Genomic DNA, 16,861 nt, shown 5'->3' on the forward strand with positions numbered 1-16,861 from the left:
CTCCGTACGGGGTCGGTCCGGCCGTCAGGCGTGCGCCGGGCGGCGGATGAGGAAGGTCGCTGCGAAGGAGACGGCGCACGCCGCCGCCGCGAGCCACGGCACCATCGCGATGTGCCCGGCGCCGGCGAGTGCCTCCGCGACCATCGGGAAGGTGCCGCCGAACAGCCCGACGGCGGCCGTGAACGGCAGGCCCATCGCGACCACCCTGATCTGCACCGGGAACAGCCGGGCGAAGAAGACGTTGAACAGCGCCAACGGCGCGGCCAGGCACAGCAGGTGCAGGACCGTCGCCACCCACACCGGCAGCACCTCGGCCTCCATCGCCTGGAAGACGGGCACGGTGCAGACGGCCAGCAGCCCCAGCCCGGTGCGCACGGTCCGGGTGGATCCGACGCGGTCCGCCAGGATGCCGGACGCGGCCATCGCGACGATCAGCAGCGTGAGCGGCACCAGCATGGCGGCCGTGCCCTCCGCGCCGGAGCTGAGACCGAGCCGTTCGGCGTACTGCGGCAGGTAGGTGGTGCCGAAGTAGTAGCTGACCGTGATGCCGAGCGTCGTGAGGAACACGGCGGTCATGTTCCGCGCCGAGACACGGAACAGCGCGCGCCGCTCCGCCGCCGCCACCGCGGACGGGGCGTCCGTCGTCCCCGCCGTGAACTCCTCGGACTCCCGCGCGGTGCGCCGCACCCACAGCGACAGCAGGCCCAGGAGACCCGCCACCACGAAGCCGATGCGCCAGCCGCCGTCCGCCACGCCGTCCTCGCCGAGCACGGCCAGCATCACCGTCAGCACGCCGAAGCACAGGATGTTGCCCAGGATGATGCCGCTGTAGCTGATGCCGCTGTAGAGGAAACGGAGCCGCTTCGGCGCGGTCTCGGTGACGTACGCGGCGACGCTCGGGTTCTCCCCGCCCATCGACAGGCCCTGGACCAACCGGATCGCGACCAGCAGGAGCGGCGCCATCACCCCGATCTGTGCCGCCGTGGGCAGCGCGGCCAGCAGGAACGACGCACCGGAGATGAGGATCATCGACAGCATCAGACCGAAGCGGCGCCCCCGCCGGTCGCTGATCCGGCCGATGACGTAGGAGCCGAAGGGCCGGACCACGAACCCGACCGCGAAACCCAGGTAGGCGCCCAGCAGCTTGGCCACCGGATCGTCGCCGGGGAACATCTCCGAGGCGAAGTACGGGGCGAGGACGGCGTAGATCGTCCAGTCGAACGACTCCACGACGCCGCCGACCGTGGCGGCCAGCAGCTCCCGCCGCCCGTTCCCGCCCGCCGCCCTCGGGCCCTTCGTCGCGGGCGGTGCGGCAGCCGCCTGTGCGGCTGTCGCCTGTGCGGACACCGAGCCGGCGTCGGCCATGGTGTGTCCCTCCCTGTCGGTGGAGTGCGGCGCGCCGACCGGGGCGTGTGCCCCGGAGCACGCGGGTTGCAGGAAAAGGTGGAGGGCGACGACGGATACGGGAAGGTCTACGCTGCACATTGCAGGAATCCCGCAGAATCAACGTCGGAACGCAGGATATGGACACTGCCGATCACTCTTCCGGGTCGACGGCCGGCCCTCTCAACGCCCACGACGAAGCGCTGATCCACGCGCTCCAGATGGCTCCCCGGGCCTCCTGGAGCCTGCTCGGCAAGGTCCTCGGAGCGGATCCCGTGACCGTGGCCCGCCGGTGGGAGCGGCTGCACGGCACCGGGCGCGCCTGGATCACCGCATACCCCGGGCTCTCCCTGCGCAAGAGCCTCGAAGTGGCGCTGGTGGAGGTCGACTGCCGGGCCGGGCGGGTCGAGGCCGTCGCCGACGCCCTCGCGCGGGAACCCCAGATCGTCACGGTCGAGCACATGGCGGGCGGCCGGGACCTGCTGGTCACCGTCTTCGCCCCCGGGCTCACCGGCATGTCACGGCTCATCCTGGACCGGATGTCCCGGCTGCCGGGAGTCGTCGGCACCCGCGCCCAGCTGGCCACCCAGGTGTTCGGCGACGGCAGCCGATGGCGGCTGCGGACCCTCACCGAGCAGCAGCAGAGCCGCCTGCGGGCCGCCGCGCCCGCGCCCGGCCCCGCCCCCGGTCCGGGCCCCGGCCCCGCTCCGGGTTCCGCAGCGGGCCGTACGACCCTGCGCCCGGACGCCGTGACCCGCGCGCTGATTCCCGCCGTCGCCGCCGACGGACGCCGCTCCGCGTCGGAGCTGGCCGCAGCGGCGGGCGTGAGCGCGGCGACGGTGCGGCGCAGGCTCCACCAGCTGATCGAGGCCCGCGACCTCGTACTGCGCTGCGAGGTCGCCCGCGAGCTCACCGAATGGCCGGTGTCGGCCACCCTGTGGGCGAGGGTCCCGGCCGACCGGGTCGCCGCGACGGCCCGCGGCCTGCTGTCCATGGCGGAGGTCCGCCTCTGCGCCTCCGTCACCGGACCGCAGAACCTCCTCTTCACCGTCTGGCTGCGTTCCGTCGCCGACGTGCAGCGCCTGGAGGCCCAGCTCGCCGAGCACCTGCCGGAACTGACCCTGGTGGACCGCGCCATCGCGCTCCGGCAGACCAAGCTGATGGGCCGCCTGATCAGCCCCGCGGGCCGCGCGGTGGACGTCGTCCCCCTGGACATCTGGGCCCCCGGCTGACCCCGCCCTGAGACCGGAGTTGGATAGCGGCTACAGAGACGAGTGCTGCTCGACCCGGCCTGCACGGCCGTCGCAATCTCGGAGTGGCGCGAAATACCCGCTTGTATGTTCTGCCCTCTTTCCTCCCCTGGGGTGTGGCGGGCACCGTGGTGCCCGCCGCGGGGGACTGCGAAAGGCGGGGGATGGGGCTCGGCACCGGTTTCGAGAACATTGACGACGGCGAGGCGCTCGCGGCGGGGCGCGAGAGGAGAGCGCGAGTCAGCCTCCGCAAGCCGCCCACGATGCCGAGGCCAACCTGCTCGCCGGAGGAGGCGGGCGCTCATGAGCAGCGGGACGCGACTCAGGTGTCACCGGAGAATGCGCTGTCCGACGTCGCCGGCTGGCTATGTGCTGCTGCGTACTTGCGGCACGACCATGTTGCTGCAGTCGCCCGGATCTGTTCGCGTTATGTGCGTGTCGCACCGCGCGCGTTGTGGATCGTCCTCACGCGTCGGCGAGTGAAGCGCAAGCCCGCGCTGAAGAAGATCGCTGTGCGTCTCACGGCTGACAAGGATCAGCCGGGCATCCTGCTCGGTCACGAATACGCGAGCTGGGTGCGGCGCCGAATCGCGGTTGGCCATCCGGTGCCGCCGCACGGCTTCCACCTGACTCCTGTACTTCAGACGGCTGCGACGGCAGAAGGACTCACTCATCTTCGACGGCTCCTGCTGTGCGTGGCCGTGGTCGGGACTACCGTCGCAGGCATCCGATTCGACCTCACTGCAGCCACCGCGGCTGCCCTCGCCGGAGGGTGGGCCGCCTGCTATATCGACCGGATGTGTGCACGCCGTCGAGTACGGATCGGCCGGTGGGCGTCTCGACGATCCGGTTCGGACCTGCGGTGGTGGGTGGGGCGGAAGCGCCGTCTAGCGCTCCATCGTTCCCCGCCATTCCGCGATGGCCGTGTGGTTCCCTACCGTCTCAACCTCCGCCGGTACCGGTCGCCCACCCATGCCGTCGTGGGTGCGGGGCGGCTTTGGTCGGAGCACGCGATCGGCATCGACGTGGCTCCGGCGGTGTCGGCCGATGTGGAGCAGAACGAGACAGAGGAGGAGCGTCTCGTTCGCCAGGTTTTTCGAAGCGTTGCCGACATGGTTCACGGCAATACCCGTGGTTTCGAGCCGTTCACTCCGGACGAGTTGCATCGCCACGTGGGTGAAGAGCTCGAGAAGCTGCTGGACCCGCAGTCGGACTACCAGCCTGAGAACCGGCTCGATACGTTCGATGTAGCAGCCGTGTCGGCGACGGGCTGGGATCGGATTAGTCAGGCCGAATGGGATTCTCTACAGACGTTGGCTGCCGACGGTGCCCAATCGTTTGGTGCGGCCCGGGAGACTCAACGGGCACGCAGGCTGTTGTGCACGCGCATTGTGTCCTGGGACGGAGACCTGGTCACGCTGCTGTACGTCAGTTTCGCATACGAGCACCACTATCTCCGGATCACGGTGCGCCCGCACGTGGTCAACCCTGTCAACACCCGGCTCAGGAAGGCGCTCGCGGCTGCGAGACGCAGCGGGCCGCGTCGAGAGGCTCAAGAGGCGCTCAATGCTCTTCTCGACGTGTTCGTGCTGCTCGGTCGGCTCCGCCGGCCTTTCACCCGTGCCCGTCCGGAGGAAGACAGGGAGGACCCCGCAAGCCTGCGAGAGGCATACTCCTGCAGTCATATGGACGACATGCTGCAGTACGACGACGCCAGGCGCCACGTCGCGTGGATGGAGCGCTGCGTCTTCCGAGCCGTCCTCGACTTCCTCCAGAAGAAGGGGGTTGATGTCAGCGCCTTCCTGAATCAAGCCACCTACATCCTCCAGAACTCCGGCGTCGTCAACACCGGAACCATGGGCGACGTGCAGAACCGACCCGGAGAATTCCACCCGACAGCGACGATGAACTCCACCCCCTTGACCGAAGGAGGCGCCTGATGAGCATCTTCAACCGCCGCTCAGCCGATCCGGCATCGCGCGGATTCCATAACTCCGGAGTGGTGAACTCCGGATCGATGGGCAACGTTCAGAACCAGCCGGGAGCTGTCGGCTCCCACCAACGCCAGATTGACGTCGCAGCAACTGAGGACGCTGTGGCGAAGTGGCCTCAGCTCATGGAGAACCTCGAGCAGGCCCTGACGGATGGGCAGAATCACGTCACCGATCCTGAAGTGTGCCGTTCCCTGCTCACGGTCCTCCGCGAGCAGGACCTCTCCCGCGCGGAGGACCAGCAGATGGCGCGATCGCTGCTCGGCAGACTCTCCGAGAGGTGTGGAGGGGCTCCCGGTATCTCGACCCTGATCGCTTCGGGAATGTCTCTGCTGAGCGTTGCTATGGGGTGAGATCCAGCTTGAACTGCGCGGGCAATCCCTCCTGGAGCACCGCGAGGCAACTGTCACTCTGGATGGTTCACGTCGTACTCCGCCCAGACCGTCTTGCCGGGCGCGCCGACGCGGCGGCGGTAGTCCCAGCGGGACGCGAGGGCGTCGACCAGGATGAGCCCGCGGCCCCGGGTGGAGTCGGTGCGCGGGGTCAGGGCGACCGGGAGGCGTTCGGAACGGGTGTCGGTCACCTCGACGCGGACGGTCGCCGGTCCCACCGTCGAGAGGTCGAGGCGGAAGTCCCGCCCGGCCACGCGACCATGGCACGCGGCGTTGTTGCACAGCTCCGCGACGATCAGCGTGAGCGCGTCGTGTGCGGTGCCGCCGTAGGGCAGCCCCCACGTGTCGAGCCATTCCCCGGCAAGGCGCCGGGCGAGCCGCGCTCCGCGCGGAGTGGAGCTGAAGAGCATGCTGAAGTGCCGTGCGGGCCGCAGGGCGCCGCTCCTGCGGCCCGAGGGGGCGGGGCGGACGGGGGAGGTGAACTCACTGGTCATGCCTTCACCGTTCCGCCCGACGGCGTAGCGTGACCAGGGGTGACCCGCTGCACATGAGCCTTTGTGTGCGGTGCCCTGCGGCCTGTGTGCGGTGAGCGGCGTGACGAGCCGTCACCTCCGGGTGTTGGCCGGTAGAGGCGGTTGCGTGGGGACGAGAGGTGCCATGGAGAACGGTGAGTACGAAGGCGCGGGAGACCGTCCGGACGACGAGGGCGGGACGGGCGTCGTCACCGCCTTCGGGCGGCAGTTGAAGCTGTTGCGGACGCGTGCGGGCCTGGACCGCTCCGAGTTCGGCGGCAGCACGGGCTATGCGGCCCCGACCATCGCGGCGTTCGAGCAGGGACGCCGCATCCCGCCGGCCCGGTTCATCGACCGGGCCGACGAGGTCCTGGACGCAGGGGGAGTGCTCAGGGCCCTGAGGGAAGAGGTGCTCCGGGCCCAGTACCCGTCGTACTTCCGGGACGCGGCAAGGCTGGAGGCGGGTGCCGTCGGAGTGTGCGTCTACGCGGCACACCTCGTTCCCGGACTGCTGCAGACAGAGGACTACGCCAGGGCGGTCTTCCAGTGGCAGCGGCCCTTGCTGGAGGAGGACGTGATCGAGCAGCGGCTCGCTGCCCGCATGGCACGCAAGGAGGTCCTGAGCCGTCACCCGGCTCCACTGCTGAGCTTCGTGATCGAGGAAGCCGTCCTGTACAGGACCGTCGGCGGCTCTGCGGTACTCGACGGGCAGCACGACCACCTTCTCGACCTCGGGCAAGCCCGCAACGTCGAGATCCAGGTCATGCCGACCACCTGCACGGATCATGCAGGTCTCGGTGGCCCGTTCAACCTGATCCAGACCGAGGACGGGCGCCGCATCGCCTACACGGAGGTTCAGGACGACAGCCGTCTCTACACGGACCGACGCAAGGTCCACGAACTGGAGGCGCGCTATAACCTGTTGAGGTCGCAGGCACTCACTCCCAGTGAGTCACTGGCCTTCATCGAGAAACTGCGGGGAGACGCATGACACTTCATGGCGCCGAGCCGACCGTGCCCGAGTCTGCTTGGTCGAAGAGCAGCTACAGCAGTGGCGGGGGCGGCGAATGCGTGGAGGTCGCAGCCGCTCTCGCCACCGTGCACGTGCGTGACTCGAAGGACCCTGACGGGCAGGTACTCACTGTCAGCCCGGCGGCCTGGAGCCCTTTCGTCCGGCTGGTCGGCGAACGGCTCGGCTGACGGTCTCGGCCTGCGGCTGGAAGGCAGGGTAAGGGCATGCCCGCGTACGAGACGATGCCGTTCCACCTGGAGACCGAGCGGCTGTGTCTGCGGCCGTGGGCCGAGTCGGACGCCGAACCGCTCCGCGACCTCCAGTCCGAGCGCGGCAACGGGACGCCGACCCTTGAGCACACCCGGGCGGTCATCGCGAAGCAGCTCGCCGCAGCGGCGACGACGGGGATCGCCCTGCTGCCCATCGAGCGCCGCAACGAAGGCGACTTCATCGGCTACTGGGGGCTGATCGTCGGTCGTACCACCGTGGAGGAGCCCGAGATCGCGTACGAGCTGTTCCGGCGCGTGCACGGGCACGGCTACGCCACCGAGGCGGCCACCGCGGTGCTCGGCGCCGCCACGGCCACCGGGCGGCAACGCCTCTGGTCCACCGTCGGCACGTGGAACACGCCTTCGCTCCGTGTCCTGGAGAAGCTGGGGTTCGAGCGGGACCACGTCTCCACCGAGGACAGCGGCGACGTCGTATGGCTCACCCGCGCGCTGTCGTGAAGCGGGCCGGCGCCCCGGGGCAACGGTGACCGCCTGCTCCGGGGCGGCGTGTACGGGCTCGCGGGCCGGTGACGGTGAAGCGTGGAGCCGTCGCCGGCCGTGACGAAGTGGCCGGCCCCTGTGAACCGCCTTATGGTCGATGCGTGGCGGAACCGAAGCGGCTCAGCCCCGACGACGCCCGGCTCCTGGCGCTCGAGTCGGCGGCGATCGCCGGCCACACGCTGAAGATGATCGTGGTCGAGCCCGGCCACGACGCGATGGACCTCGACCGGCTGCGCGCCCACGTCGATGCACGCCTCGGCGCCGGTTCACGTGGCCGCGAGCGGGTGGCGCTGCCCGAACCGCACTGGATCACCGACGACGCGTTCGACGTCGCCGCCCACGTGCGCCGCCGCGACGGCACGGCCGGGATCGACGAGCGCGGCGCGTGGGCGGTGGCGGGTGAGCTGATGTCCGAGCGCCTCGATCACCGTCGCCCGCTGTGGGCGTTCGACCTCGTCGGTCCGCTCGCCGACGGCCGCGAGGTGATCGTCTCGCGGATCCACCACGCCATGGCCGACGGCATCAGCTGCCTGCGGTTCCTCGACGAGGTCCTGTGGGAGCAGGCGGGCGGCGCCCCGCCTTCGCGCCGGGCCGCGCCCACCCCGTCGGCGCAGGAGGCGGTCCGCACGCGCCGTCACGAACTGCGACGGCTCCCGGCCACCCTGGTGCGCGAGTTCGGCCACCGGGCGAGGAGGTCCGCCCTCGACCGCGAGATCGGTGCCGCGCGCGAACTGGCCGTGACCTCCGTGCCGCTCGCCGAGCTGAAGGCGATCGGCGCCTCGCGACCGACCCGGGCCACGGTCAACGACGTCCTGCTCGCCTCCGTCTGCGGCGGTCTGCACGCCTGGCTGGACACCGTCGGCGGCCACGCCGTCCGGCTCCGCGCCCAGGTCCCGGTCAGCCTCCACCACCGTGAAGAGGACCCGGCCGACCTGGGCAACCGCGACTCGTTCCTGAACGTCGACCTGCCGCTCGCCGAGCGCGATCCGCTGGCCCGGCTCGACCGGATCAGCGGCGAGACCGCAGTCCGCAAGGCGGCAGGTGACGCTCAGGAGCTCTACGACCTGTTCCATGCGCTCGCCCGCTGCTCGCCGTTGGAGCGTGCCGCCGGACGCATTGCCGCCGGCCCGCACGAGTTCAGCCTCGCGATCTCCAACGTGCCCGGCCCGCGCGGCGCGCTCACGGTGGTCGGCCGGCCGGTGGGAGCCCTGCACTCGGTCGCCGAACCCGCGCAACGGCACGCCCTGCGGGTCTCGGCGCTCTCCTACGCGGGAACCGTCGCCGTCGGCGTGTGCACCGACCCCGAGGCACTGCCCGGCATCTCGGGCCTGGCCGACGCCATCGGCGCCTCCCTCACCGAACTGCGTCACGCCACGACCGCCTGAGCCAGCTGCGCGCCGCTTGGTTTCAGCGAAGCTGCGCCGCATGCATAGGTCTCGTTCTCGTCCGTTCGTGATGGCCATGAAGGCACAGAACTTCCCCGCTGACGAATCGTTGTCGGCTCGCGGCTCTTTGCAGTCTCGGGCCTGGTGGCGCCCCTCCTTCGCCGTCCCCCGCCGTAGCCTCGCGCGTACACTTCGACAGCTGAATATCCGGGACGGAGAGGCCCGTCGTGATCTGCGCCAGTGACGCCTTTCTCCCGGTTACATGCTACGCGCACGAATGAGCGACCCGCGGTGCCTGACCCCGGCGGCTGTCGGATAGTCGGTGTGTACGATGAGCTGTGCTGAATGAGGCGCCGATCAGCTCCAGTCGAGCCGGCGGTCGCCGCGCGAGTCGTCGACAGGGGATCACCACGTGACCGTGCAATGCTGTTCTGCCGTCCAGCCGACAATCAAGAGTCTTCCGATCCGGACTGCGACAGCCGTCGGTCAGCTACCTGTCGGTGATGGCTGCGGCGGTGAAGTGCGGTGAGAGTCGTGGTCACTCTAGCGGCGCCTCATGCCGATGGCTCTCTCCCGATCTGGGGGTGGGTTATCGTCGGCGTCCTTGGTGCGTTGGGAGCGAGCGCGCTGATCCTGTCTTTTGCCGAAGGAGTTAGAGGCCGCAAGGTTCCAGTGGGAACCCAGGAAAGGAAACTCACCGAGGACCTGAATGCGGCGCTCGTCGACAGGCGCGGCTATGTGCGACTCAGTCGTGGACGATACCCCAGCCTGACGGAAGCAGAGGCGGAGCGCATCGCGGCGCAATCCGGCTTCTCCAGGCAGAAATTCGGTACGAAGGCGGGGACCTGGTTGTTCCGGCCGGCGCGTGACCGGGCGGAGGACGGCACTCTCGTTCCGGGGTCCGGTGCCACTCCGGTGGGAGAGCGAGCGGATGGATGCTCCTCTCGTCCACGGAACACGGACGGGAGGATCATGGGGGGTACGTTGCTGCTCCTCGCCGGTGTAGCTGCAGCCCTCGCGCATATCACCAATTGGCTCAACGGGAACATGATCGAGTTCATCGAGCTCGGTGACGGGCCATCGCTCCTGGTGACGCACGCAGTCACCATTCTGGTGTTGGTTTGGGGTATCCGGATCACGTTTACGCCTCCCAAGCGGTAATCCCGTCCTGTGGGAGGCGCTGACGTCTGACTCATCCAGCGAGTCATGGAGGGGGAAATGTCAAGCTCCAGTTTTCAGGTCGATCTCGATGAGTTGCGCACGTTGAAGAGGAAGCTGCAAGACAGCAAGGAACGACTCGAGGAATCCCTTCGTCGCATGAAGGACACAGGGCCGAAGAATCTCGGTAAGCGATCTCTCGACAGTGCATGCGAAGACTTCGAGGATGACTGGGAGCACGGTCTCAACGAGACGAAGAAGCGGATCCAGACGCTGGAAGAAGGCGTCGATCGAATCCTGAGGAACTACGAAAAGACGGAAGCTGAGATTCAGAAGAGTCTGAGTTCGAGTACGGGGGGTCGGTAGTGAGCGAAGACTGGAGCGGGCTGGGGTGGAATCCAACCCCGGGGCATCCTCGCTTGGCGACGAACCTTGCGAACCACTTGAAGGGCACAGCAGAGGTTCTGAAGGAGACTCACAGCCTACTGGACTCCCTGCACAAGGAGAGTTCGCACTGGCGAGGCGACGCTCGAAACACTTTCGTCGAGAAGATGTCGGATCTCCCGAAGTACCTCGCTGACGCGAAGGACTCTCTGCGTTCTGCCGGGAAGGAGATCCAGTCGTGGAGCGACGACCTTGAAGAGATGAAGTCGAAGGCCGCGAGCTATGAAAGTGACGCGAAGGCGGCGCGTGGACGAGTTGCTGCCGAGGAGAAGAAATACGAGAACGCACGTAACGACCCGGACCTGCGTCTAGCGGGCCAGAGGTTCTCAACTCAGCCTGAACTCGACGACGCGCAGCGGCGGCTGGACCTCGCGAACGGTGAGGTTCAGTCGGCATGGAACCGTCTCGACGCCGCGCAGACGGAACTTCAGGACCTGATCGATGCTGCGGAGACGCTCGAACGGAACCACTCCGACACGGCGCAGACCCATGCCGACCAGATTCGTAAGCACGCTGCGGACTACGCCCCCGAGAGCGGCTGGCTGGACGGTCTCTCCGACTGGTGGGACAAGCACGGTGGTGACCTGCTGACTGTGGCGGCTACGGTGGCCGGCATCGTAGCCATCTTCGTGCCGCTGCTTGCTCCCGTGGCTATTGGTCTCAGCCTGGCCGCTGCAGCGCAGCACACCTATCAGTACTCGAAGAGCGGAAAAGACATGTGGCCGCCGACATCCAGCAACCTGGGTGAGTGGGCGACCATTGGCGGAGACCTTCTCGGAGCTGTTCCTGGAGTGGGCCCCGCCGTGCGCGGCGTCCGAGCCGGCATCGCTGCGACTCGAGGAGCCAACGGGGCGCGCCTGGGGGTGACCGGGGGGTCGCGAGCCGTTCAGGCCATGAAGAGCGGTGCTACTCACTTCAAGGAGTACGCCAAAGCGGCGGATCCCTCGAACCCCTTGTTCAACAAGCCCATTGGCTGGGCGACACGAGCCCTCGGAGGGTCGGATGCCGCAGCGGTGATGGTTCCGGACGTCACACAGGCTGTGGTGACCGGTGGTCTGGCGGCGCCGACCGCTGCCACGCTCTGGGACTCCAGTGACTCGACGGCCAACCTGGCGAAGTGGGGCACGGTGATCAATGACGGAGTCGTAGCGGGTGGGACGGTGGCAGGTCCACTCGGAAAGATCGGCGCGATCGCGAAGGCCCTGTGATGAGCGAGTTTCCGGACCGTGGCCAGTTCGCTGCGATACCCCTGCCTCTCTGGTACCGGGTGCCCGAGGGGTTCCATCCCATCGACCTGGAGCAAGACCCCGACGAACGTCTGGAACAGACGGCAGATGCCCTGGCCCGCGTCTATCCGTTGGCTACTCGTGAGCAGCTCGTCGCCACTACCCTGGGGTTCGAGCTGACGTTGGCGAGGGTTACTTCCGCTGGAGTGGTCTTCTTCAGCTCGTTCGTTCTCCGGACGGAAGAGGACGAGCTTGTCGCAGGCATTTGCCAGCTGTCCGTCGCCGAACGTCCACTTGGCGACCCGAACCTCTACCCGCTCAACGTCCTGGAAGCTGCGTCACCGCCCGAACAGGGTGTCCATCAGGGCATCGTGGAGCTTCCGGGAGGCCTCGCCGCCGTTACGGTCGCCGGTCACGAGACGTCGGTGCCCGGGGTGCTGTTCGGGGTCGAGGGCGTCGTCAGCTCCTTGGTTCGGACCGTCACCTTTCAGATGGCCATGCCGCACTCCCCGGAAGCGGTCACGATCTCCTTCGCCACCGAGGATCTGGAACACGATGACGAATTCCTCGAACTCGCCACGGTCTTCGCAGCCGGCGTTTCCTTCAGGCGACCCCCCGAGCCTCCGAGTGGGGAGGATGTCGCTGCGGCGGAGCGCGTTCAGAATGATGTGAGAGCGACTTTCGGCTGACCCGGAGGGGCGGCCCCAGGTGTCGGGGCCGCCCCTCCGCGTATGAGCCGCCGTCCTCAGGACTGGGGGCGGCTGCCGTGGTTGGCGCCGTTCTTGCGGCGGGCCTTCTTCTTGCGGCGACGCTTCGAGGACATCGCGACCTCCTGTTCCACTGGACTGATCGGTGCTGGATCAGGGGTATCACGTGGCGGTGTGCGCACGCGAAACCCGGGGGCCTGCCGGAGGGCTACTCGCGTTCCAGGGCGGCTTCCTCGAGGTCGAGTTCGCGCATGACGCGGCGCATGACCTCCTCGTCGATGCGGCGCTCGTTCCGGAGGCGGACGAAGACCTCGCGTTCGGCGGCGAGCATCTCGCGGCGCAGGCGGCGGTGGACGACGCTGGGGCGTTCGGCCCCTTCGGGTTCGGGGCGGCCGAGGCGTTCCCATGCGGCGTTGCTGCGGGCCTCCGCCTGGCGGCGCAGGCTGTCCAGGACGGGCTGGTGGGCGGGGGTGTCGTCGGCGAGGGAGTCGAGGCGCGCGAGTGCGGCGCGGGCCGCGTTGTGCTGGGCCTCCGCCTCGTGCAGACGGTCCAGGTAGTCCTCGCCGCCCTGGACGCCCAGGCGCCGGATGAGGGCGGGCAGCGTCGTGCCGTGCAGCAGCAGGGTGGCGACGGTGACGAAGAAGGCGAGGAAGACGATCTCCTCGCGGGCCGGGAAGGGCGCACCGGAGTCGACGGTCCGCGGGATCGCGAACGCGGCGGCCAGCGACACCACGCCCCGCATCCCGGCCCAGGAGAGCACGGTCGGGTACTGCCACGGCGGCGCCGGGTCGCGGGTGCGGAGGCGTGCGGAGAGCCGGCGGGGCAGGTAGGTGGCGGGGAAGACCCAGGCGAAGCGGGTCAGCACGATGACGACGGTGAGCAGCGCACCGGCCGCGAGGAGGTGTGGGAGGCCGGTGTCGAGGTCCTCGACGATGCCGCGGAGCTGGAGGCCGATCAGTGCGAAGACGAACGCCTCCAGGACGGTGTCCGCGGCCTTCCACACCGCCGCGTCCTGGAGTCGGGAGGCGGCCGCGACCTCCGGTGCGCGGTGGCCCAGGTAGAGCCCGGCGACGACGACGGCGAGCACGCCCGAGGCGTGCACCTCCTCGGCGACGAGGTAGGACCCGAAGGGCACCAGCAGGCCGAGCGCGCCGGCCAGGTCGCCGGGCAGTACCCGGCGGAGGCGGTGCACCGTCCAGCCGACGACCCAGCCGATCGCCGCCCCGCCCAGTGCCGCCAGCGCGAACACGCCGAGGCCGGACAGCAGCGTGTACCCGGCGCCGACGACGGAGGCGACCGCGACCCGGAACGCGGTGAGCGCGGTGGCGTCGTTGACCAGGCTCTCGCCGCTCAGCACGGTCATCACGCGGCGCGGCAGTCCCAGCCGGCGGCCGATCGCCGTGGCGGCCACCGCGTCCGGCGGGGAGAGGACGGCGCCGAGGACGAGCGCGGGACCGAGCGGCATCCCCGGCACGATCCACCACGCCGCCAGACCGATCATCAGCGTGGTGAACAGCACCAGGCCCACCGCCAGCAGGCCGATGGGCCGCAGGTTGTCGCGGAAGCGCAGATAGGAGCTGTCCAGCGCGGCCGAGTACAGCAGCGGAGGGAGGACGAGCAGGAGGACCAGTTCCGGTTCGATCCGGTAGTCCGGGATGCCGGGCAGGAACGAGAGCGCGAGCCCGACCGCGACGAGCAGCAGCGGGGCGGACACGCCGAGGCGGCGGGCCAGCGCGGAGACGGCCAGCGCTCCGGTCAGCAGCGCGATCAGCGCGGGGCCTTCCACGTCACGATCCTCCCGACGGCGCGTTCGTCGTACCGTTACAGCATGGCCGCCTGTCACGATCTCGCCGACGCGCCGGAGGACACCGCCCCGGCGCCGCCCACCGACGGCTGTGCGGACTGCCTCGCCGAGGGCCGCCGCGACTGGGTGCACCTCCGGCTCTGCCTCGCCTGCGGGCACATCGGCTGCTGCGACAGCTCGCCGGGCCGGCACGCCACGGTGCACTACGGCGCGGCCGGGCATCCCGTCGTACGGTCGTACGAGCCGGGCGAGGCCTGGCGCTGGTGCTTCACCCACGCGGCGATGGGATGAGCCCGGCAGCGGGGGAGCGCCCGGCGCGGGCGCGCGACCTCGGCCTGCTGGCGGACGCCGGCACACCGGGGCCGCTCGGCGCGATCACCGACGTGCCCGGCGTGGCCGTCGGGCACCGCACGCTGCGCGAGCCGCCGGACGTGCACACCGGGGTGACCGCGCTCGTGCCCGCCGGGATCGGTCCGGTCCCCGGCGGCCGGCGCCCGGCCGGGCTGTTCGCGGGAAACGGCTACGGGAAGCTGATCGGCGCCACGCAGGTCGCCGAGCTGGGCGAGATCGAGTCGCCCGTCGTCCTCACCTCCACGCTCTCCGCGTTCCGTGCGGCCGACGCCGTGGTCGGCTGGATGCTGGACCGGCCCGACTGCGCCGACGTGCTGTCGTTCAACCCGTTCGTCGGGGAGTGCAACGACGGCCACCTGTCCGACATCCGGCGCCGTCCCGTCCACGAGGAGCACGTGCGGGACGCGCTGGCCGCGGCACGCGGCGGTCCGGTCGAGGAGGGATGCGTCGGCGCCGGGACGGGCACCTGCGCGCTCGGCTTCAAGGCCGGTGTCGGCACCGCCTCCCGCCTCACGCGGGTCGACGGCGAGCAGGTCACGCTGGGCGTGCTCGTCCAGGCGAACTTCGGCGGCACGCTGCGCGTCGGCGGTGTGCCGGTCCGGCCGGAGGCGGAGCCGCCGCCGGACGACGGCTCCTGCATGATCGTCGTGGCCACGGACGCCCCGCTCGACGCCCGGCAGCTCACCCGGCTGGCGCGCCGCGCCGTCTTCGGACTCGCCCGCGTCGGGGCGTCCTACGGGAACGGCAGCGGCGACTACGCGCTCGCCTTCACCGTCCGCGAGAGCCCCATGTCCGTCCCGGACCGACACCTCGACCCGCTGTTCGTCGCCGCGCTGGAGGCCGTCGAGGAGTCGGTGCTCAACGCCCTGTGCGCGGCCGTCACCACGACGGGACGTCTCGGCCGGGTCGCCCGGGCCGTCCCCCACATCCGCCTGCGGGCGGCCGTGGGCGGGCCCTGAGCAGTCCCCGGACGCGTCCGGGCGCGGAGGCGGCACGCGAGGTGCGCGGGACGGACCGTTCGCCTCGGCGGCACTCTCGGGCCCTGGCCCGCGCACCGGCCGCCCGGCCCGGAAATCGCGGGTGCACCCGGCGGACGGCGGGGTACTCGGCGGCGCGCCAGGGTCCGGGGCGGATGTCCCGGAGGGGACCAGGCCGGCTGAGCGAGGGCGGACTCACCGGGAGACGCACCACGGCAGCGGGCCGTAGCCGACAGCCACCGCAGGAGGTGTGCCGTGAAAGCAGTCGTCTACAAGGAGCCGTTCGACGTCGCCGTGGAGGAGGTGCCGGACGCGAGGATCGAGCAGCCGACCGACGTGCTCGTCAAGGTCACCACGTCCTGCATCTGCGGCTCCGACCTGCACATGTACGAGGGGCGCACAGGCGCCGAGCCGGGCATCGTGTTCGGCCACGAAAACATGGGCGTCGTCGAGGAGGTCGGCTCCGGCGTCGCCACCGTGCGCAAGGGGGATCGCGTGGTGATGCCCTTCAACGTCGCCTGTGGCTTCTGCAAGAACTGCCTGGCGGGCCGGACGGGCTTCTGCCTCACCGTGAACGAGGGGTTCGCCGGCGGGGCGTACGGCTATGTCTCGATGGGGCCCTACCGGGGAGGGCAGGCGGAGTACCTGCGCGTGCCGTTCGCGGACTTCAACTGCCTCCAGTTGCCTCGTGGCGAGGAACACGAGAACGACTTCGCACTGCTCGCCGACATCTTCCCCACCGGCTACCACGCCACCGAACTGGCGCAGGTGTCGCCGGGCGAGACCGTGTGCGTCTTCGGTGCCGGGCCCGTGGGCCTGATGGCCGCCTACTCGGCGATGCTCCGTGGTGCCTCCCGCGTGTTCGTCGTCGACAGGCAGCCCGACCGGTTGCGGCTGGCCGAGCGCATCGGTGCCACACCGATCGACTACAGCAGGGCGGACGCTGCCGAGCAGATCAAGGAACACACCGGTGGCGAGGGCACCGACAAGGGCATCGACGCCGTCGGCTACCAGGCCACCGTGCCCAGTGGCGAGGAGCAGCCCGCCATGGTGCTCAACACCCTGGTGGAGTCCGTGCGGCCGACGGGCATGCTGGGGGTGGTCGGGCTCTACGTCCCCGCCGATCCAGGCGGCCCCACCGAGGCCGCGCAGCACGGCCAACTGCTGTTCGACGTAGGCCGGTTCTTCGAGAAGGGCCTGCGGATGGGTACCGGTCAGGCCAACGTCAAGGCCTACAACCGGCAGCTCCGCGACATGATCATCAGTGGCCGGGCGGAGCCGGGGTTCGTCGTCTCCCACCGCGTGCCCCTGGCGGAGGCTCCCGACGCGTACCGGCACTTCGACCACCGTGACGACGGGTGGACCAAGGTGCTGCTCGCGCCGGGCACCAACGGCGCGAAGGCGGCCTGACCGCCCACGGCCCGGGACGGCGACGGTCCTCGCCCACCGCTCCGGGCCCCGGCGACCGTACGGGTGATCACCCGTACGGTCGCGCCGCC

Annotated in this window: 17 protein-coding genes; 13 read left to right on the forward strand and 4 right to left on the reverse strand. The window is 69.9% G+C overall.

Features of this window, described 5'->3' with window-relative positions; all coding sequences use genetic code 11:
* Positions 1-24: 24 nt before the first annotated feature.
* Positions 25-1,365 carry an MFS transporter gene (locus K304_RS26600; RefSeq protein ID WP_078528196.1) on the reverse strand — a complete coding sequence of 447 codons (1,341 nt, stop codon included), beginning with the start codon at positions 1,363-1,365 and terminating at the stop codon, positions 25-27.
* A 158-nt stretch (positions 1,366-1,523) separates the two neighbouring features.
* On the opposite strand from K304_RS26600, the gene K304_RS0100825 reads away from it, so the two are divergent.
* The 3 genes from K304_RS0100825 to K304_RS26605 all read left to right on the forward strand — a co-directional run bounded on the left by K304_RS0100825 (position 1,524) and on the right by K304_RS26605 (position 4,977).
* Positions 1,524-2,615, forward strand: a complete 1,092-nt coding sequence (locus K304_RS0100825) for an Lrp/AsnC family transcriptional regulator (protein ID WP_027762190.1) — start codon at positions 1,524-1,526, stop codon at positions 2,613-2,615.
* A gap of 182 nt (positions 2,616-2,797) precedes the next feature.
* On the forward strand, positions 2,798-4,573 hold the full coding sequence (locus tag K304_RS33195; RefSeq protein ID WP_158687281.1) for a hypothetical protein: 1,776 nt from the start codon (positions 2,798-2,800) through the stop codon (positions 4,571-4,573).
* The gene (locus K304_RS26605; protein ID WP_158687282.1) at positions 4,573-4,977 is read left to right on the forward strand and encodes a hypothetical protein; all 405 of its coding nucleotides are present in this window, start codon (positions 4,573-4,575) and stop codon (positions 4,975-4,977) included. The genes K304_RS33195 and K304_RS26605 overlap by 1 nt, the downstream gene beginning before the upstream one ends.
* Before the next feature lie 53 nt (positions 4,978-5,030).
* On the opposite strand, the gene K304_RS26610 is transcribed toward K304_RS26605, so the two are convergent.
* Positions 5,031-5,510 carry an ATP-binding protein gene (locus tag K304_RS26610; protein WP_037788908.1) on the reverse strand — a complete coding sequence of 160 codons (480 nt, stop codon included), beginning with the start codon at positions 5,508-5,510 and terminating at the stop codon, positions 5,031-5,033.
* Between the two features lie 163 nt (positions 5,511-5,673).
* Between K304_RS26610 and K304_RS0100845 the strand changes: the two genes are divergently transcribed.
* From K304_RS0100845 to K304_RS0100880, 7 genes are all read left to right on the forward strand, one after another.
* A complete protein-coding gene (locus K304_RS0100845; protein WP_027762193.1) occupies positions 5,674-6,519 on the forward strand; it encodes a Scr1 family TA system antitoxin-like transcriptional regulator in 846 nt (281 codons plus the stop codon).
* On the forward strand, positions 6,516-6,728 hold the full coding sequence (locus K304_RS0100850; RefSeq protein ID WP_027762194.1) for a DUF397 domain-containing protein: 213 nt from the start codon (positions 6,516-6,518) through the stop codon (positions 6,726-6,728). The genes K304_RS0100845 and K304_RS0100850 overlap by 4 nt, the downstream gene beginning before the upstream one ends.
* A 36-nt stretch (positions 6,729-6,764) precedes the next feature.
* Positions 6,765-7,268 (forward strand): GNAT family N-acetyltransferase, encoded by a 504-nt coding sequence (locus K304_RS0100855; RefSeq protein ID WP_027762195.1) that lies wholly within the window; start codon positions 6,765-6,767, stop codon positions 7,266-7,268.
* Positions 7,269-7,411: 143 nt separating this feature from the next.
* Positions 7,412-8,695: a wax ester/triacylglycerol synthase domain-containing protein gene (locus K304_RS0100860; protein ID WP_027762196.1), complete on the forward strand. Its 1,284-nt coding sequence runs from the start codon at positions 7,412-7,414 to the stop codon at positions 8,693-8,695.
* Between the two features lie 1,218 nt (positions 8,696-9,913).
* The gene (locus K304_RS0100870; RefSeq protein WP_027762198.1) at positions 9,914-10,219 is read left to right on the forward strand and encodes a hypothetical protein; all 306 of its coding nucleotides are present in this window, start codon (positions 9,914-9,916) and stop codon (positions 10,217-10,219) included.
* Positions 10,219-11,505, forward strand: a complete 1,287-nt coding sequence (locus tag K304_RS0100875; protein ID WP_486591535.1) for a putative T7SS-secreted protein — start codon at positions 10,219-10,221, stop codon at positions 11,503-11,505. The genes K304_RS0100870 and K304_RS0100875 overlap by 1 nt, the downstream gene beginning before the upstream one ends.
* On the forward strand, positions 11,505-12,212 hold the full coding sequence (locus tag K304_RS0100880; RefSeq protein ID WP_037788912.1) for a hypothetical protein: 708 nt from the start codon (positions 11,505-11,507) through the stop codon (positions 12,210-12,212). Before K304_RS0100875 ends, K304_RS0100880 begins: the two co-directional genes overlap by 1 nt.
* Positions 12,213-12,268: 56 nt before the next feature.
* Here K304_RS0100880 and K304_RS33835 read toward each other — a convergent pair whose 3' ends face one another.
* A complete protein-coding gene (locus K304_RS33835) occupies positions 12,269-12,346 on the reverse strand; it encodes a 50S ribosomal protein bL37 (RefSeq protein WP_370443954.1) in 78 nt (25 codons plus the stop codon).
* Between the two features lie 92 nt (positions 12,347-12,438).
* Positions 12,439-14,016, reverse strand: a complete 1,578-nt coding sequence (locus K304_RS0100890; protein WP_027762201.1) for a Na+/H+ antiporter — start codon at positions 14,014-14,016, stop codon at positions 12,439-12,441.
* Between the two features lie 42 nt (positions 14,017-14,058).
* Between K304_RS0100890 and K304_RS0100895 the strand changes: the two genes are divergently transcribed.
* From K304_RS0100895 to K304_RS0100905, 3 genes are all read left to right on the forward strand, one after another.
* Positions 14,059-14,325, forward strand: coding sequence for a UBP-type zinc finger domain-containing protein (locus tag K304_RS0100895; protein WP_037788914.1), 267 nt, complete (start codon positions 14,059-14,061; stop codon positions 14,323-14,325).
* On the forward strand, positions 14,322-15,344 hold the full coding sequence (locus tag K304_RS0100900) for a P1 family peptidase (RefSeq protein WP_027762202.1): 1,023 nt from the start codon (positions 14,322-14,324) through the stop codon (positions 15,342-15,344). Before K304_RS0100895 ends, K304_RS0100900 begins: the two co-directional genes overlap by 4 nt.
* A gap of 273 nt (positions 15,345-15,617) precedes the next feature.
* The gene (locus tag K304_RS0100905; RefSeq protein ID WP_027762203.1) at positions 15,618-16,772 is read left to right on the forward strand and encodes a glutathione-independent formaldehyde dehydrogenase; all 1,155 of its coding nucleotides are present in this window, start codon (positions 15,618-15,620) and stop codon (positions 16,770-16,772) included.
* The last annotated feature ends 89 nt before the right edge of the window (positions 16,773-16,861 follow it).

It is taken from the genome of Streptomyces sp. CNS606, from assembly GCF_000426325.1.

What these genes read in the sequence shown, in the direction of transcription:
- K304_RS26600 (WP_078528196.1), bottom strand. Translation starts at nt 1,365, where the DNA reads ATGGCCGACGCCGGCTCGGTGTCCGCACAGGCGACAGCCGCACAGGCG.
- K304_RS0100825 (WP_027762190.1), top strand. Translation starts at nt 1,524, where the DNA reads ATGGACACTGCCGATCACTCTTCCGGGTCGACGGCCGGCCCTCTCAAC.
- K304_RS33195 (WP_158687281.1), top strand. Translation starts at nt 2,798, where the DNA reads ATGGGGCTCGGCACCGGTTTCGAGAACATTGACGACGGCGAGGCGCTC.
- K304_RS26605 (WP_158687282.1), top strand. Translation starts at nt 4,573, where the DNA reads ATGAGCATCTTCAACCGCCGCTCAGCCGATCCGGCATCGCGCGGATTC.
- K304_RS26610 (WP_037788908.1), bottom strand. Translation starts at nt 5,510, where the DNA reads ATGACCAGTGAGTTCACCTCCCCCGTCCGCCCCGCCCCCTCGGGCCGC.
- K304_RS0100845 (WP_027762193.1), top strand. Translation starts at nt 5,674, where the DNA reads ATGGAGAACGGTGAGTACGAAGGCGCGGGAGACCGTCCGGACGACGAG.
- K304_RS0100850 (WP_027762194.1), top strand. Translation starts at nt 6,516, where the DNA reads ATGACACTTCATGGCGCCGAGCCGACCGTGCCCGAGTCTGCTTGGTCG.
- K304_RS0100855 (WP_027762195.1), top strand. Translation starts at nt 6,765, where the DNA reads ATGCCCGCGTACGAGACGATGCCGTTCCACCTGGAGACCGAGCGGCTG.
- K304_RS0100870 (WP_027762198.1), top strand. Translation starts at nt 9,914, where the DNA reads ATGTCAAGCTCCAGTTTTCAGGTCGATCTCGATGAGTTGCGCACGTTG.
- K304_RS0100880 (WP_037788912.1), top strand. Translation starts at nt 11,505, where the DNA reads ATGAGCGAGTTTCCGGACCGTGGCCAGTTCGCTGCGATACCCCTGCCT.
- K304_RS33835 (WP_370443954.1), bottom strand. Translation starts at nt 12,346, where the DNA reads ATGTCCTCGAAGCGTCGCCGCAAGAAGAAGGCCCGCCGCAAGAACGGC.
- K304_RS0100895 (WP_037788914.1), top strand. Translation starts at nt 14,059, where the DNA reads ATGGCCGCCTGTCACGATCTCGCCGACGCGCCGGAGGACACCGCCCCG.
- K304_RS0100900 (WP_027762202.1), top strand. Translation starts at nt 14,322, where the DNA reads ATGAGCCCGGCAGCGGGGGAGCGCCCGGCGCGGGCGCGCGACCTCGGC.